Source organism: Porphyromonas sp. COT-108 OH2963 (assembly GCF_000768895.1).
Taxonomy (GTDB): domain Bacteria; phylum Bacteroidota; class Bacteroidia; order Bacteroidales; family Porphyromonadaceae; genus Porphyromonas_A; species Porphyromonas_A canoris.
The window spans coordinates 124,905-140,553 of sequence record NZ_JRAP01000008.1; the positions used below are offsets into that span (position 1 = coordinate 124,905).

The following is a 15,649-nucleotide window of genomic DNA, read 5'->3' on the forward strand; positions in this document are numbered from 1 at the left end:
ATTTTAGGTAAATATTATTTTGCATCAAACTTATTTCCCGCCTCCTGCACCTCTGCATAAGAGGGGATGGAGCGGAGCATCTCGAACGGCTCTTCCGGCGTAAGACGGCGAAAGCAGGCTATCCTCTTCCCGTTGGTAATGATGATGTAGAGCACGCCCAACGCAGCATTGTACCGCAATGCCTGCTCCAAAACCTCCGGCGTAAGGGCTACGCTCTCCGCCTTATACTCTATCAAAAGAAGCGGACGAAGGGAGTTATGATACACCACCGTATCTGCCCGGCGAGAGAGTTTTCCCACCTGCAACGACACTTCATTCGCCATGAGAGCAGGCATATAGCCGTAAGAAGAGATGAGCAGATGCACAAACCTCTGCCGGACATACTCTTCCGGAGTGAGAGCAACGTATCTGCCACGAAGGCGGTCAAAGATCTCTCTTTTTCCATCCCCGACCAGCCGGACTCTCGGCATTGTCTCTTCACTTTGGCTCATCTTCTTATTCTACGCTCCGCAGTTGGTAAAAAATACTCCGTTACGAGTACGAAGTTAGGAAAAAACATTGTAACAGACCTGCTTTGAGAGAGTAGATTCTTCTCTCTTGAAAGGAAAGAAAAAGAGCCGAGCCCGAATACTCCGAAATGGAGCAAAATAAGACCGATCAGGGTCGGTATGTTTTATATAAAAACAGTGTTTCGGAACGGTTCCGGAAGCCTCTTCTCTTTTTCCGCTCTGGAGGCTCATCTGTTCTGACAAAATACATAACAACCTATCAATGAAAGAAATAGAGAAAATCTCAAATTCGGAAAAAATTTTTTCTCAGTCCATTTCATGGGGCTTTTTCGCGTTAATAGCTGTGAATTTTAACACCCCTACCTGTAAAGAAAATCTAATAAAGAAATTTGCATTTTCAGGTGCTTTTTAAGGCAAAAACAGGTAAATGACTGATTATTAGCGTTTTGATGTTTTTGGCTAAACACGTTAATCGAATCCGGTAAACGTGTTAAGTGAAATCAGTAAACGTGTTCGTTGAAAAATTAAACACGTTAAGCCGACAAAATATGCTCGTTTAGCGTTTTGGCTTAACAGGTATCGGAATTTGTGTTAATAAAACAGCCCGAATTTAACAGTTCGGTTGTGCTCTGAAAACGACCCCTCCGATCAAAATAGAGAGCAAGAAAAAAGTGAGCATTTTTCGGGATGGAATATATAAAAACAGCCCTCCGAAAAGAGAGCCGAAAGAGGATATTTTTCCCCGTAAAAGGAGAAAGGGATAAAGCACAAAAGGGTAAAACGAATACGAGGTAAAGAATTTTCATCCTCTACCTCATATCGGGGGAGCGGGGGGATTACTCCCTCCCTCTCCAAGTTTTAACTTTAATCTTGATGCAAAGATAGAAATATTTTTTTACAAACACAAAATCCACAACAAAATGAATGCGCAAGATATAGACCTTTCGCACAGAGAGAAGCGGAGGTTTTCACTATATTTGTTGGGGAATAAAAGATTTATCTCAAACCTCAAGAGATATGCCATATATTGAAGATTACGAAAAAGTGATGGCTCTTATCTCCCCCGAAAAGAGTCCGAACCTCTACATACTCGGAGGAGAAGAGGTCTATCTGACATCGAGAATAGAGAAAGCGATCCTGAACAATCTGCTGGACGAAGCGGAGAAGGACTTCAATCTCTCCATCCTTTATGGTGCAGACACTTCGCCGGGCGAGATTCTGAGCCATGCCCTTCGCTATCCGATGATGGCGAAACATCAGCTCGTGGTGGTGAAAGATGCCGGTAAAATGCACAGCCTTGATGGTATGGAGAGCGTGATAGAGCGACTCCCTGCAACCACGATACTGGCAATGAACTTCGAGGGAAAGAATCTGGACAGGCGAAAGGCTTGGATAAAGGCGGCGGAGAAGAGCGAAAAGAGTGTGGTGTTCAACTCTCCGAAGCTGACACCATACAAGATCCGAAAACCGCTGGAGTGGCTTATGAAAGAGGCAGGAGTACTCCTCAGCGAGCCGGGCAAAGAGCTGCTGCTGGAGAATAGCGGTACAGACCTCACTCGCCTGTACCAAGAACTGCAGAAGCTATCCCTGACATCGTATGCGAAAGAGGGCGTGGTGATTCCGCCCACTGCGGTAATGGAGTACATCGGTCTCTCCAGAGAGTTTACCATATTCGAGTTCCAAAAAGCTCTTGCCTCTAAAGATGCCGCAAAAGCACTTAAAATAGCCAGAGCGTATGCAGCTGATCCGAAAAATCATCCCGTACAGATGATTCTCTCAATGCTATTCAACTTCTTTTCCAACCTGCTCATTGCTTTCGATGCGCCCTCCAAAAGGGAGGAAGACCTGGCTAAGTTTTTGGGACTCAACTCCGCTTTTCAGTCGAAAGACTACCAGTACGCCCTGCATCATTTCCGAAGACCCAAGGTGATGAACATCATCTCCCTCATCAGAAGATGCGATGCACGCAGCAAAGGACTCTATACAAACGATACGGATCCGGCGCCGATACTTACGGATCTGGTATTCTATATTACCTCTTGAGATCTTGAGAAGCATTATGACACACGTTTTGTCTCACTTCCGGTTCTGTCCTCACTGTGGCAGCGACCGGTTTTTCCCAAATAACATCAAGAGCAAACGCTGCGATCATTGCGGATTTGTCTACTACCTGAACCCCTCTGCGGCTTGCGCTGCAATCATACGGGAGAAAGGGTCGGGGCGTATCTTGGTGGCAATAAGAGCGAACGAGCCGGCAAAAGGTATGTATGACCTGCCGGGCGGATTCTCTGACCTGAATGAGTGTTCGGAGGAGAGCATCCTGCGTGAAGTGGCAGAAGAGATCTCCCCTAAGCTGGTAGAGGATGCAGCCGACACGCTTCGCTTTCTCTTTTCACGCCCTAACCTCTACCTCTATTCCGGCATGACCATCCCGACAATGGACATGATCTATCTTCTTGAAGTGGAAGATCTCTCTCCTTATGTCGGAGAAGGAAGAGACGATGTGGAGTCCCTCATCGCTCTGCATCCCGATGAGATAGATCCGAACAAGTTTGGCTTCGACTCCATACGCCGGGCATTCGTCAAGTATCGGGATATGGAGAGACATTCATAGCAGAATGATCTCCAGGCAAAAGACTCTTACAGTAGTATAAAAGGTTCGTCAAAAGGGAAATCCTTTGACGAACCTTTTTTTCGTAGCAGAGAAGCTTCAATTAAGAGCATAAAAAGTCGCAGGACAAACCCGACTAATGTCCGAGCTGTCCTGCGAAAAATATATGCCTGACTATTCTCTATAAATATTTTACAGAATATTAGTCATTGGTTTCCGAGTAGGTTATAGTTACCGGTGGGTGTCCACTTTCAAGGTCTATTCTATAAGTTCCGTCAGAATTTCTTCTGATTATACCCACTCCGTAGTCTCCTTGACGTGACCAATGTCTTGTCCTTGAGGTAATTCTACTTCCCAAATAAACTGTATTCATGAAGAATCCCGGTGTTGATGGTCCGGAAGGATTCAAGTCACTCCGAGAAATAACCTCTCCGATACCCGGTATATTGATAGTTGCCATTGCAAAGCCATAAGTAATCTTCAAGGCTTCTTCTTTTGAATAAAGCTTCGGATAGACATACTCTAACTGCTTTCCGCCATGACCGGTAAGAGTTCCCACCAGCATGACTTCTTCCGGCATACGTGTAAAGTCCATCTTAGAATAGTCCCATTCACCTTTCACACCTAAGAACAGATCCGGGATGTTAGGATTTGAATTTTTCTGAACTTTGATCAGTTTGAGACTCTTTAATGTAGGTCCGATTTGGAAAGGTTCCATAAATGCAACGCCTTCCCAAGTAACGTTAATACCATAATAAGATGTCTTTTGCCATACGGTGAAGTAGTCTTTCTGACCCGGTTGCCAATTTGTAGCATATCCAGCTTTTTTCCCAGTATGGTGGGGCATGATATATCTATTGGCACGAATCTCGAAGATTCTATCCGTACGGAAGCCCTGAGTGCTATTCCCCATGTCTATGGCTTTATTGATAGTTCCCACAGGATCCAAATGGTCGGTTACCGGATAGGGAATAAACTTTATCTCTGTTACCTTAGGCAGATAGTTCGGCAGGTCTTCCCATTGTTTACCCGGATCTACTTGTCTAAGTATTCTAAAGAACAGCCTAACATGGTCGTATATCACAGGTCTGTGGGGTGCCACACTCTCTGCCAATACGAGCTTCATCTGCATCTGATTAGGAACGTATGTATTGGTAGCAGACTGCTTTGTCATTCCACCTATAGTAACCTCTTTAACATATCCCCAACGCTTTTCAACTTCAGGAATTAGAGGAAGGTCTTCACGAGGGATCATGAATTCTCCCTTATCATTTGCTTGGAAGGTCTTGTCCGCAGGAAGACCCGGCATACCTTTCACAGTAGCAAAAGGAGCCAGGTTTCCATTATCATCATAAACCTTATAAAGCACTCCTCCATCTTCTGTACGTACATATTCACCGAAATCTTTTTGAGAATACTGTGCAATAACGTTTGGAATACCTTTGATGATCTTAACAATCGCTCCCGGTTGTCCCGGTTCTCCCGGTTTACCATCGGACCCATCATCACCATCACGTCCACGCAAGTATTCAAAGAAGTGATCTATGGTATCATCTCCTTCGGGCCACTCTTCGCCGGTTCTGTGGTTGCGCAAAGGATCTGCCGTACCGGCACGAGCCTTAAGTTCATCGTACCAAAGCTTATAGGCAGAGATACCGGACTTTCCATTTGGACCTGTGAGGTATCTGAAGAAGTCATGTTCACTCACTTCACTGGCAGGCCAATTTTCTCCAGGTTTATTAGGATTTTTGATCTTACCATCAAGCACGTCTCTCTTCCAAATCTCATAAGCAGAAAGACCATCTTTGCCATCGTCTCCCTGATCTCCTTTCTTTCCCTTAGCTCCACGAAGATATCTCCAGAAGTCTGCAATAGTATCTTCATTCTCAGGCCATGGATTACCGGTCTTATGATCTATGATCTTTCCGGCTTTAAGATCATCAAACCAAAGTTCGTATGCAGATTTTGCATCGTTTCCGTCCGCTCCCTTCTTACCACGTGCAGGAATGCTGGTATCAACATCTCCAATCCACCAATTGCCATTCTCGCCAATGCGTGGAGAAAGCCCATCTTTGCCATTTTTACCATCCTGTCCTCTGGCTGGCACTCCGGTATCTTTATCGCCAAACCACCAGTTGCCATTCTCGCCAATGCGTGGAGAACGGCCATCAATACCGTCCTTGCCATCTTGACCTGCCGCAGGAACACCGGTGTCTTTACCGTCAAACCACCAGTTACCATTCTCTCCTATTTCCGGAGAGATACCATCTTTACCATCGGCTCCATCTTTACCATCCTGACCTTTGGCCGGTATGCCGGTGTCTTTATCACCAATCCACCAATTGCCATTCTCGCCAATGTGTGGGGTAGTACCGGCAACACCGTCCTTACCATCTTGACCTCTGGCAGGTATTCCCGTATCTTTATCACCAAACCACCAGTTGCCATTCTCACCAATATGCGGAGTGACCCCGTCTCTACCATCTTTACCATCTTTACCTTTAAGGTATTGGAAGTAGTCGACCAGTTCCACTTTATCTTTTGGCCAATCTATGGTTCCGTCAAGGACTTCTTTCTTCCATATTTCATAAGCAGAGACACCGTTCTTACCGTCTTTACCTATCGTACCATAAGCATATACTCCAGTGTCCTTACTACCGATCCACCAATTGCCATTCTCGCCAATATGTGGAGTCTTACCATCTCGACCGATAATAAAATCCCAAAAGTCTGCTTCTGTATTTCTTTCTGCAGGCCACATCTCTTTTGGATTGTGAGGATTAGGAGTCTTACCATCCGCTATCATCTCTTTCCAAAGCTCATAGGAAGACTTACCATTTTCTCCCTTATCTCCTTTCTGACCCTTGATGTAAACAAGAAAATCTGTTACATCAATTTTATCTTTAGGCCAGTTGATTTCTCCGGCATTCACTTGTTCGACCCAGACTTCATATGCAGATCTACCGGTAGGACCTTGAGGCCCGTCGGGAAGACCAAAGTTCATATTCCCGCAAGATGATACCGATAAAGTGAACAAGAATACCCAGAAACCGAATATTGCTTTCTTGGTCATAAGCATCATTGTTATTGTTGTTTCTTTAATTATACACCAAGCACTCTCGAAGTAAACTCTTCCGAAAGAGTGCTAATACCTGTGTTTGAGATTCCAAACCTCAAAGTAAAGACCGGAGCACTTGAGAGAAGCACTCCAAGTGCTCCGTATCTTGTAATATGTCTGTTATCTCAAAACATCACTTTGTTTTCAGAGGATAGTATTACTTAAGGTAGTTCCAATAGTCCATATTGATAACTCTCTCGATAGTAACCTTACGATCACCTCTACGAGTGTTATCCGGAGCACTTTCCTTAACGTAAGCAACCTTCTTACCCACTCCTCTGAACTTAAGCATCTCACGAGGAATGTTTCTCTGAATAAGAGCATCTACAACAGCTTTAGCGCGACGCTCAGATAGACCGAGATTATAGTTTGAAGAACCAACAGCATCTGTATAACCAATAATAAGATACTTGCGGTTAAGATCTCCTCTCAATATATCTGCAATTCTATCTATAACTTCCTGAGAGTCTTGTGTAATAGTAGCCTTATCAAACTCAAAGAATACATAGTTGAAGAGTTCGCAAAGAGTTTCGTCACGCTCGATTACCGGAGTAGGAACAATCTTCTCTATAATGGTAGGTTTTTCTACAATGCGCTCAATAACTCTTTCGGTATGTCTGATTTCAGGAGCAGGTTTCTTAGACTTGCCTCCGATACGCCACATCAGTCTTGCAGTTCCCTGCCAAACATTTGCAACATTTTTATGAGGCATGTAGAGATAGTCAGCCTGCAAACCTATACCAAATCCATTGGAAAGCCACATATTGATACCGGTACCAAAAGATACAGGAAAGAGTTGCTTTTGGTCTGCACCACTCTTGTTGTGGTCAAGATCAAAACCCCAATTCATTTGGGATCCGTCGTAGTTCTCAACACCATTGTACAACTGAGTAAATGTCTTATACATATAATTGGCACCCACACGGAAGAAAGGATCAATGTATTTGGATTCAAAATATTCACCCAAGCGCCATTGAAGTCCAAGACCTCCCATATACAAGAAACGATCTTCTGTTTTACCTTTTCCGATCGGATCCTTTGCGTATCCTACCGTCCCTTGCAAATCCAAATAGAAGTAAGGATTAAGTTCTCGGGCAATGTAAAGATTTCCTCCAAAAAGAAGATCTCTTTTATTTACCTTGATCTCATGACCTACGGGAGCCTTTTGGAAATCCAAAACGCTCATGCGAGTCATGTGCATACCTGTCCCGCCAATTCCTATTTCCCATGCTCTCTTATGCTTCTTCTCTTGTTCGGGGCGAACTTCAGACTCCGTGTATGTTTGAGCTACTACTTGAGGAGCCAAAAGCACAAACGACAACCCAAGAATATATTTAGAAAATTTATGTATCATAATTTTATTCATACTTGATTGATTCAAACAAGAAATTAGTTTTCGTAAGTGACAGTCACCTTAGGCAAAGTAGCCTTTTCATTCTGTACATGGTATCCGGCAGAACCCTTCAACAAGACTCCCAACTTTGTCTCAGTTGGATGCAAATGCAAGAAGTCTTTGTCAATCTCCTTGGAGTTACGGAGAGTCTTCACAAATATTGTAGAGCCTAAATATACTGTACTGGAAGTATACGATGTTTGATTTGGACCCGCAGGGTTCTTGTCACTACCACTTGTCTGTTGTCCCGGAATGGCCTTATAGTGGAAATATGCAAAAGACGGGGTTAGTGCCTGAGCCTCAGCTTTTGGCATTTTGTCCGGAGTAACATAATCCACACCACCAACTGCATTGTACAAAAGATTTCTTCTGTAGAAGCTATCCAACTTAATATCGTCATAATTAAATTGTCCACGTACACTTGAGAAGAATACCTCATTGTGAAGATTCTCATTTTCGGTCTTCAATGTCAAACACTTAATTGTAGGAGGAGCTTGGTATGGAGCCATTTCACAAACACCATTCCACTGAGGATTCTCTCCATAGTAGGATGTCTTTTGCTTTACCGAGAAGTACTTCTTTGTTCCATCCCAATAATCCGGATAACTATTCTTAAACTCGTACTTATTGGTCATTACATAACGCTTTGTTGGAAGCAACGCAACATCTGTAGTACGAGCAATGGAAGCCAATTCCTGATTTGTAATAGTCTTTGGATCATTTCCGTTTGTAAGGTAAGATGCAATGACGATATTGGTCAAGTCAGGCAAATAACTTGGAAGATCGACCCAAGCTCCGTTAGGATCAACTTTTCTTTGGATACGGAATCCTAATACATGGCTATCCGACAGAATAGGTCTATTAGCTTCTGACGCAATATTCGGGTTTTCAAATATTATTCTTGTCCTAATTCTGTTAGGAACATAAGTATTAGGAGCAGATTCTGCTGCCGGTTGTCCTTGTATTGTAACGGACTTAACTTTACCCCAACGTGCTTGGACATCTTGGATCTCCGGAAGATCTTCTTTTTCTACGGTAAAGTAACCTTCATGATCGGCTGTATAGCTCTTGGTCTCAGCCATACCAGGAAGACCTGTAACGACAGCCCCCGGAGCTGGTTTCCCTTCCTTATCATATACTCTATACTGAACACTGCCATCCTTAACACTGACATATTCACTATAATTGATCTGAGTGTATTGAGCAATAACGTTAGGAGCTCCTGCCAAAATAGTTATTTCAGCACCTGGTTTACCCGGCTCACCCGGCTTACCATCTTTACCGTCTTTACCATCTTTACCACGTAGATAGTCAAAGAAGTCATCCATGCTGTTCTTTTCTTTTGGCCATTTTTCTCCTGTTCTGTAGTTCATCAATGGCTTAGGACCATCAAATCTTTCTTCCAATTCTTTCTTCCAAAGAGCGTATGCAGAAAGACCATCCACTCCGTTCTTACCTGTAAGGAATTCCCAGAAGTGATTTTCGTCCACCTTTGTCTTTGGCCAATTTTGAGTAGGATTATTAGGATCTTTTATCTGATCCTTAAGAACCATTTGCTTCCAGATTTCATAAGCAGACAATCCATCTTTTCCATCATTACCTTTCTCTCCCTTGTCTCCCTTAGCACCGCGAAGGTATTTCCAGAAGTCCGTAAGAGTAATTTTATCAACCGGCCATGGATTCCCTGTTTCAGGATCTGTTATTTTACCTGCCTTAACATCTTTAACCCACAACTGATATGCACTTAGACCATCGGCTCCATCTTTACCCTTTTCTCCTTGGGCAGGCACTCCGGTGTCTTTGTCACCAATCCACCAATTACCGTTATGACCAATATGTGGAGACGTTCCATCTTTTCCATCCTTTCCATCTTTACCCTTGGCAGGTACGCCGGTATCTTTGTCGCCAATCCACCAGTTACCATTCTCGCCAATGTGTGGAGTAACCCCGTCTTGACCATCTTGACCATCTTTACCCTTGGCAGGTACACCGGTATCTTTGTCGCCAATCCACCAGTTACCATTTTCTCCAATATGTGGAGTAACACCATCTTGACCATCTTGGCCATCTTTACCATCTTTACCCTTGGCAGGTACACCGGTATCTTTATCACCAATCCACCAGTTACCATTCTCTCCAATATGTGGAGTAACGCCGGCAACTCCGTCTTTACCATCTTTACCCTTAGCAGGTACACCGGTATCTTCGTCTCCAAACCACCAGTTACCATTAGGACCGATGTGCGGAGTAACGCCGTCTTTACCATCCTTACCATCTTTACCTTTCAGGTATTGGAAAAAATGGGAGATTTCTACTTTATCTTTTGGCCAATCTATTCTTCCTGCCAAGACCTCTTGTTTCCAAAGTTCATAAGCAGAGAGACCATTCTTGCCATCGATTCCATCCTTACCTCTTGCAAGCACTCCCGTATCTTTACCGCCGATCCACCAGTTGCCATTTTCGCCAACATACGGTGTATTACCGTCTCTACCGGTGATAAAGTCCCAAAAGTCTGCCTCTGTATTCCTTTCTACAGGCCACATTTCAGAAGGATTGTGTGGATTTGGGGTATTTCCTTTTGCTATAAGCTCTTTCCAAAGCTCGTATGCAGATTTTCCATTTTCCCCTTTATCTCCCTTTTCTCCTTTTATATAGATAAGGAAGTCAGCCATAGAAACTCTGTCCTTTGGCCACTTAACTTTTCCAAGTTCAACTTGTTCTTTCCAGATTTCATAAACAGACTTACCATCTCCTCCCTTAGGACCCGGAGGCAGATGGAAGTTCAGGTCGCTACAAGAATACACAGTCAGTGTAAGCAGCAACGCAAAAAAACTAAATAGCGTTTTCTTAATCATAAAACAATTATAAAATTAGACTGTAATGATGATGCGAGCAATCCCGCTCAAAATTTTCATAAGAAAGACAGAGACACACGGATTACCTCGCAAACATATAAAACTGTAATATTCTAATTAACCTCATTCCCTCTTGTGGAATCTAACATCTGTTACTATATCCGGAATATAACATCTTGTATATTCGGATAAACCAATAGAAACGAGTATTTTCTTGTACAAAAGTAGTATTTATTCTTATAATAAAATCGGACAATCAATGTTTTAACTATCCTTATACATAAATACATAAATACAATAAAACATATACCAAACAGAAAGAAAGAGATTTTATTTCTAAAAACACCTTTTTTTCAGCAGGATATAACCAATACGATAAGTATTATGCAAAATATGAAATAGATATATGGAAATACAAATTAACTATCCCAATGCAGTATTTTCTGCTATCTCAAAACAACATCATCTATTTATCAAAAAAACTCCTCCCAAATGTTCCGCAAGGGCCACCGGGAGGAGTCTCAAGTTAAACACTAACACTTATCGCTTATTTCTTTTCTTGCTGTGCCGATTTTATCTTGGCAGTAAGGATAGGTACGACCTTATGAAGATCTCCAACAACACCCAAGTCTGCCACTTGGAATATCGGAGCGTATTTGTCTTTGTTTATGGCTATGATGTATTCGCTCTCTTCCATTCCGGCCAAGTGCTGTATAGCTCCGGAAACACCTATTGCCATGTAAACATCGGGGCGAACAGTCTTTCCGGTCTGCCCTACTTGTCTTTCGTGTCCGACAAGACCGGCATCTACCATAGCGCGTGAAGAAGCGATCTCTCCATTGATAGTCTTAGCAAGTTCCGAGAGCTTGGAGAAGCCATCGTGAGTTCCCACTCCACGACCACCACAGACGATAAAGTGCGCCTCGGTAATGTCTATCATGTTCTTCTCCTCTTTTTCTCTCTTAAGTAAACGCACACGGAATTTGGATGTATCGAATGGTACGGAGATTTTTTCCACCTCCCCTGTACGATCATACTCCATGGCTTTGCGTCTCATCACTCCCGGACGAACGGTGGACATCTGTGGGCGATGATTCTTGCTGATAATCGTTGCCATGAGATTTCCTCCAAAAGCAGGACGAGTCATCAAAAGATTACGATCATCCCCTATTTCGAGAGAGGTACAGTCTGCTGTAAGTCCGGTCAAAAGGCGAGCAGAAAGACGAGGACCAAGGTCTCGCCCGATAGTTGTGGCACCAAGTAGCACAATCTCAGGCATTTTGCTGTTGATAACGTGTGTTACGGCTTGTGCATAAGGCTCTGTCACGTAGTGTTCCAGATGCTTATCATCTACAACGAGAACAGTGTCTGCACCTGCTGCTATCAACTCCTTTGCTTGGTCTGCAACATTATAACCACACAAAAGTGCTGTGACTTTTTCTCCTAAAGCCTCTGCCAATTCACGAGCCTTACCTATCAACTCGTAAGCAACATTCTGAATGACTCCTTCGCGTTGCTCTGCGAAGACCATTACTCCTTTATATTGTTCTTTATTCATTGTCTTTAGTATGAGGGGTTAGGAATCAGATGATAAATTTCTCTCTCAACTTATTAAATATGATATCTGCAGCTTCTTCCGCTGTAATATCCTCGTGCATGGCTCCCATCGCTTTTGCACCTTTGGTGAACGAACGCTTCACGTTGGTCGGAGATCCTGCCAAACCGATACGGGTAGGATCTACTTCTATCTCGTTTGTACCCCAAACTTCGATAGGCTTATCGTAAGCCTCCATAATACCTCTTACACGCATGTAGCGGGGTTTGTATGCAGAGACAAGGAATGTAAGCATACAGGGCAGATCTACTTCGAGTATCTCGTGTCCTTCTTCTGTTCCTCTACGAACGGTCAAAGTCTTGCTGCCGTCATAGTCCACACTTTCTACATAAGTAATCTGAGGAAGATCCAGCTGTTCGGCTATCTGTGGTCCTACCTGTGCAGTATCACCGTCTATCGCTTGGCGACCGGCGAAGATCACATCACACTCGATCTTTGCTAAAGCTCTTGAAAGAGTATAGCTGGTAGCCAAAGTATCGGCTCCTCCAAACTTCTTATCGCTTACAAGAATAGCCCTATCTGCTCCCATGGCATACGCTTCCCTCAAAATGGCTTCCGCTTGAGGAGGTCCCATGGTTACTACCGTTACATGTGCATTATACTTGTCCTTGAACAAAAGCGCCTGTTCCAATGCGCCCTTATCATCAGGATTCATTATACTTACCACTCCATCACGGATCAGTGTTCCTTTTACAGGATCCAGCTTTATCTCCGTAGTATTTGGCACTTGCTTTATACAAACAACTATTTTCATGATCGGCGATTATTTTAGTAGGTTAGCAGCAATAACCATGCGTTGCACTTCGCTGGTTCCTTCATATATCTCGGTAATCTTGGCATCACGCATCATGCGCTCTACTGGATATTCACGGGTGTAACCATATCCTCCATGGAATTGTACAGCCTTTACTGTCATATCCATAGCCGTTTCTGCAGCATAAAGTTTTGCTTCTGCGGATTCCATGCTGTACGGCATGCCCATATCTTTCTTCCAGCTTGCCAAGCGCACAAGAAGACGTGCGGCATCTATGCGACATTGCAGATCTGCCAACTGGAATTGTGTATTTTGGAACTTGGCGAGACTCTTCCCGAACTGCTTACGCTCTTTAGTGTACTTCACAGTCTCATCCATGGCACCTTGTGCTATACCCAATGCTTGAGAAGCTATTCCGACACGACCTCCATCAAGTGTCTTCATAGCCACTTTGAATCCTCCTCCGACACGTCCCAAGAGGTTTTCTTTAGGAACGATACAGTTTTCAAATATAAGCTCGCATGTTGCAGATCCACGGATACCCAACTTCAACTCTTTCTTTCCGATAGAAAAACCGGGGGTTCCTTTCTCTACGATAAAGGCAGTGATACCTTTTGTCCCTTGCGACTTGTCTGTCATAGCAAATACGATATAGACATGTGCATACTCCGCATTTGTAATGAAGATCTTGTTACCATTAAGGACATAGTGATCACCTCTATCTTCCGCAGTAGTCTGTTGAGCTGCAGCATCTGTTCCGGCATTAGGTTCTGTAAGGCCAAATGCTCCTATCCATTCTCCGGAGCATAGCTTGGGAAGATACTTGTTCTTCTGTTCTTCTGTTCCATGTTCATATATAGGAGCCACACAAAGAGAAGTGTGCGCAGAAAGGACTACACCGGTGGTAGCACATACGCGAGATAGTTCTTCTACTGCCATAGAATACATCTGATTGGTAGCTCCCGCTCCTCCGTATTCTACCGGAATGGGGATACCCATCAGCCCTATCTCTCCCATCTTTTTTACCGTTTCGATGGGGAAACGTTCTTGTTCGTCAATCTCAGCTGCCAGAGGGAGCACTTCCTTCTGAGCAAACTCTCGGATCATCTCAAGGAACATTTGTTCTTGTTTGGTTTGAGAAAAGTCCATAAATCTCTGTTTGTATTAGTTTATTTAACATTATGTCTTTCCAACATCGCCTCTATACCCTTCTTTCTTAACAGAATGTATTTGGAGGCTATCGGAGTGGCGTATTGCAAGAAAAAAATCTAAGACAATGGTTCTTCGGAACAAATGTAACTCTTTTTCTCCATCTGCAAAGCCTTATTGGGGAACAAAGCTACCCGGGGCTACCATGCAGAGACAGCCCCGGAACTTTACAGTATAAATTATAAAACGACTATTCTATTTATGTTATGCCCAAATCTCTTCATCTGTTGGAACTTGAATCCTCGCAGAGATAGGAGCTACTCTTGTGATATTGAGCATATGTTTATAGGTAAAGTTCTCTGAAATAGAGTTATTTCCCCAAGTACCACACCCCAAAGTGTTGGTTACAGCCAAACCATTTTGAATAGAACCTCCCGCTGTCGTAGCACAAGAAGCATTAACAATAACTCTGGAAACAGAGATTTCTGAACCAGCCTTGATGATGTTTGCCTGATTATTGGAGTGAACACCCGCTGTGTGTCCGCTACCTTCCATGAAGAGGTTGGCTTTCATCATCTCAATACCTTCCTCAAAATGAGTATAGCCATAGCATCCAAGTACCGGACACATTTTTTCTTTACAGATTTCATCTTCGTGGGCTATACCATGTGCTTGAACTATAAGTACACGAGCATCCGCAGGCACCTTTATTCCTGCCTTCTTTGCAATAAACTCTACACTTTGACCTACAATATCTCTCTCAAGTTTTCCATCTTTGAAGATAGCTCCAACAACAGCATCTCGATCTTCTTCAGGAACAATATATCCTCCATGACGTTGGAATGCTGCGAGCACTTCTTCCTTATCTTTCTTCGGATACACAAAGAACTGCTCACCCGAACATATAATGCCATTATCAAATGCTCTACCTGTTACGACCTTTTCAGCAGCATCGTCATAGTCGATATGACTATCCAAAATCACCTGAACATTACCGGCCCCCACGCCAAAAGAAGGCTTTCCTGAAGAATAAGCACTATGTACCATAGGCATACCTCCGGTGGCAACAACCACGTCTGTTGAAGCCATCAACTCTTGTGTCTTCTCAATAGACGGTTCTTCTATCATTTGAATCAGATCTTCAGGAACACCAAGTGGTTTTACAGCCTCCTTGATTAGCTTTACAGCCATGCCTGAACACTCTTTACTTTTTGGGTGAGGAGCAATGATAATAGCATTCTTGGTCTTAAGAGCAAACGCAATCTTAGACATCGGAGTTACGATAGGATTGGTCATCGGAGTGATACCGGCAATAACACCAATAGGTTTAGCTATCTCGATAAGACCGGTACGCTGATCTATACCAATAATACCCATAGATTTCTTGTCATGAAGGTTGTACCAAACACCCTTAGACTTGTTACGATTCTTCGCAACCTTATGTTCGTAAACACCCATTCCTGTTTCATCCACAGCCAAACGAGCCAACATTTCTGCATTATCGTAAATTGTTTTTGTTGCAGCTTTTACTGCCATGTCTGCAGCTTCTTGATTAAAGGTTTGCTCATACTGCACTTGTGCAACACGAGCGCGCTGCACCATTGTTTTAATGTCCATGTTCTTTGTTTAATACGTTATTGTTGTG

Annotated in this window: 10 protein-coding genes; 2 read left to right on the top strand and 8 right to left on the bottom strand. The window is 43.4% G+C overall.

The genetic code is table 11. From position 1 onward, the window contains the following. Window positions 1-14: 14 nt before the first annotated feature. Entirely contained in the window at window positions 15-491 is a 477-nt protein-coding gene (locus HQ39_RS04245) for a type I restriction enzyme HsdR N-terminal domain-containing protein (protein ID WP_152565499.1), read from the bottom strand. A 1,035-nt stretch (window positions 492-1,526) separates the two neighbouring features. On the opposite strand from HQ39_RS04245, the gene holA reads away from it, so the two are divergent. Continuing rightward, window positions 1,527-2,552, top strand: a complete 1,026-nt coding sequence (holA, locus tag HQ39_RS04255; RefSeq protein WP_036864057.1) for a DNA polymerase III subunit delta — start codon at window positions 1,527-1,529, stop codon at window positions 2,550-2,552. 16 nt (window positions 2,553-2,568) lie between these two features. Beyond that, window positions 2,569-3,123: an NUDIX domain-containing protein gene (locus HQ39_RS04260; protein ID WP_036791534.1), complete on the top strand. Its 555-nt coding sequence runs from the start codon at window positions 2,569-2,571 to the stop codon at window positions 3,121-3,123. A 199-nt stretch (window positions 3,124-3,322) separates the two neighbouring features. Here HQ39_RS04260 and HQ39_RS04265 read toward each other — a convergent pair whose 3' ends face one another. The 7 genes from HQ39_RS04265 to HQ39_RS04295 all read right to left on the bottom strand — a co-directional run bounded on the left by HQ39_RS04265 (window position 3,323) and on the right by HQ39_RS04295 (window position 15,621). After that, the gene (locus HQ39_RS04265; protein ID WP_152565500.1) at window positions 3,323-6,193 is read right to left on the bottom strand and encodes a hypothetical protein; all 2,871 of its coding nucleotides are present in this window, start codon (window positions 6,191-6,193) and stop codon (window positions 3,323-3,325) included. A 202-nt stretch (window positions 6,194-6,395) separates the two neighbouring features. After that, window positions 6,396-7,592, bottom strand: coding sequence for an OmpA family protein (locus HQ39_RS04270; RefSeq protein WP_036791532.1), 1,197 nt, complete (start codon window positions 7,590-7,592; stop codon window positions 6,396-6,398). Window positions 7,593-7,627: 35 nt separating this feature from the next. After that, on the bottom strand, window positions 7,628-10,486 hold the full coding sequence (locus tag HQ39_RS04275) for a hypothetical protein (protein ID WP_036864058.1): 2,859 nt from the start codon (window positions 10,484-10,486) through the stop codon (window positions 7,628-7,630). Window positions 10,487-11,033: 547 nt separating this feature from the next. Further along, window positions 11,034-12,044 carry an electron transfer flavoprotein subunit alpha/FixB family protein gene (locus HQ39_RS04280; RefSeq protein ID WP_036864060.1) on the bottom strand — a complete coding sequence of 337 codons (1,011 nt, stop codon included), beginning with the start codon at window positions 12,042-12,044 and terminating at the stop codon, window positions 11,034-11,036. Window positions 12,045-12,069: 25 nt separating this feature from the next. Then, a complete protein-coding gene (locus HQ39_RS04285; RefSeq protein ID WP_036791523.1) occupies window positions 12,070-12,855 on the bottom strand; it encodes an electron transfer flavoprotein subunit beta/FixA family protein in 786 nt (261 codons plus the stop codon). Between the two features lie 9 nt (window positions 12,856-12,864). Beyond that, window positions 12,865-14,004, bottom strand: coding sequence for an acyl-CoA dehydrogenase (locus HQ39_RS04290; RefSeq protein WP_036791519.1), 1,140 nt, complete (start codon window positions 14,002-14,004; stop codon window positions 12,865-12,867). Window positions 14,005-14,268: 264 nt separating this feature from the next. Further along, the gene (locus HQ39_RS04295; protein ID WP_036791517.1) at window positions 14,269-15,621 is read right to left on the bottom strand and encodes an aldehyde dehydrogenase family protein; all 1,353 of its coding nucleotides are present in this window, start codon (window positions 15,619-15,621) and stop codon (window positions 14,269-14,271) included. Window positions 15,622-15,649 lie beyond the last annotated feature (28 nt).

What these genes read in the sequence shown, in the direction of transcription:
- HQ39_RS04260 (WP_036791534.1), top strand. Translation starts at nt 2,569, where the DNA reads ATGACACACGTTTTGTCTCACTTCCGGTTCTGTCCTCACTGTGGCAGC.
- HQ39_RS04280 (WP_036864060.1), bottom strand. Translation starts at nt 12,044, where the DNA reads ATGAATAAAGAACAATATAAAGGAGTAATGGTCTTCGCAGAGCAACGC.
- HQ39_RS04295 (WP_036791517.1), bottom strand. Translation starts at nt 15,621, where the DNA reads ATGGACATTAAAACAATGGTGCAGCGCGCTCGTGTTGCACAAGTGCAG.
- HQ39_RS04275 (WP_036864058.1), bottom strand. Translation starts at nt 10,486, where the DNA reads ATGATTAAGAAAACGCTATTTAGTTTTTTTGCGTTGCTGCTTACACTG.
- HQ39_RS04290 (WP_036791519.1), bottom strand. Translation starts at nt 14,004, where the DNA reads ATGGACTTTTCTCAAACCAAACAAGAACAAATGTTCCTTGAGATGATC.
- HQ39_RS04245 (WP_152565499.1), bottom strand. Translation starts at nt 491, where the DNA reads ATGAGCCAAAGTGAAGAGACAATGCCGAGAGTCCGGCTGGTCGGGGAT.
- HQ39_RS04285 (WP_036791523.1), bottom strand. Translation starts at nt 12,855, where the DNA reads ATGAAAATAGTTGTTTGTATAAAGCAAGTGCCAAATACTACGGAGATA.
- HQ39_RS04270 (WP_036791532.1), bottom strand. Translation starts at nt 7,592, where the DNA reads ATGATACATAAATTTTCTAAATATATTCTTGGGTTGTCGTTTGTGCTT.
- HQ39_RS04265 (WP_152565500.1), bottom strand. Translation starts at nt 6,193, where the DNA reads ATGACCAAGAAAGCAATATTCGGTTTCTGGGTATTCTTGTTCACTTTA.
- holA (WP_036864057.1), top strand. Translation starts at nt 1,527, where the DNA reads ATGCCATATATTGAAGATTACGAAAAAGTGATGGCTCTTATCTCCCCC.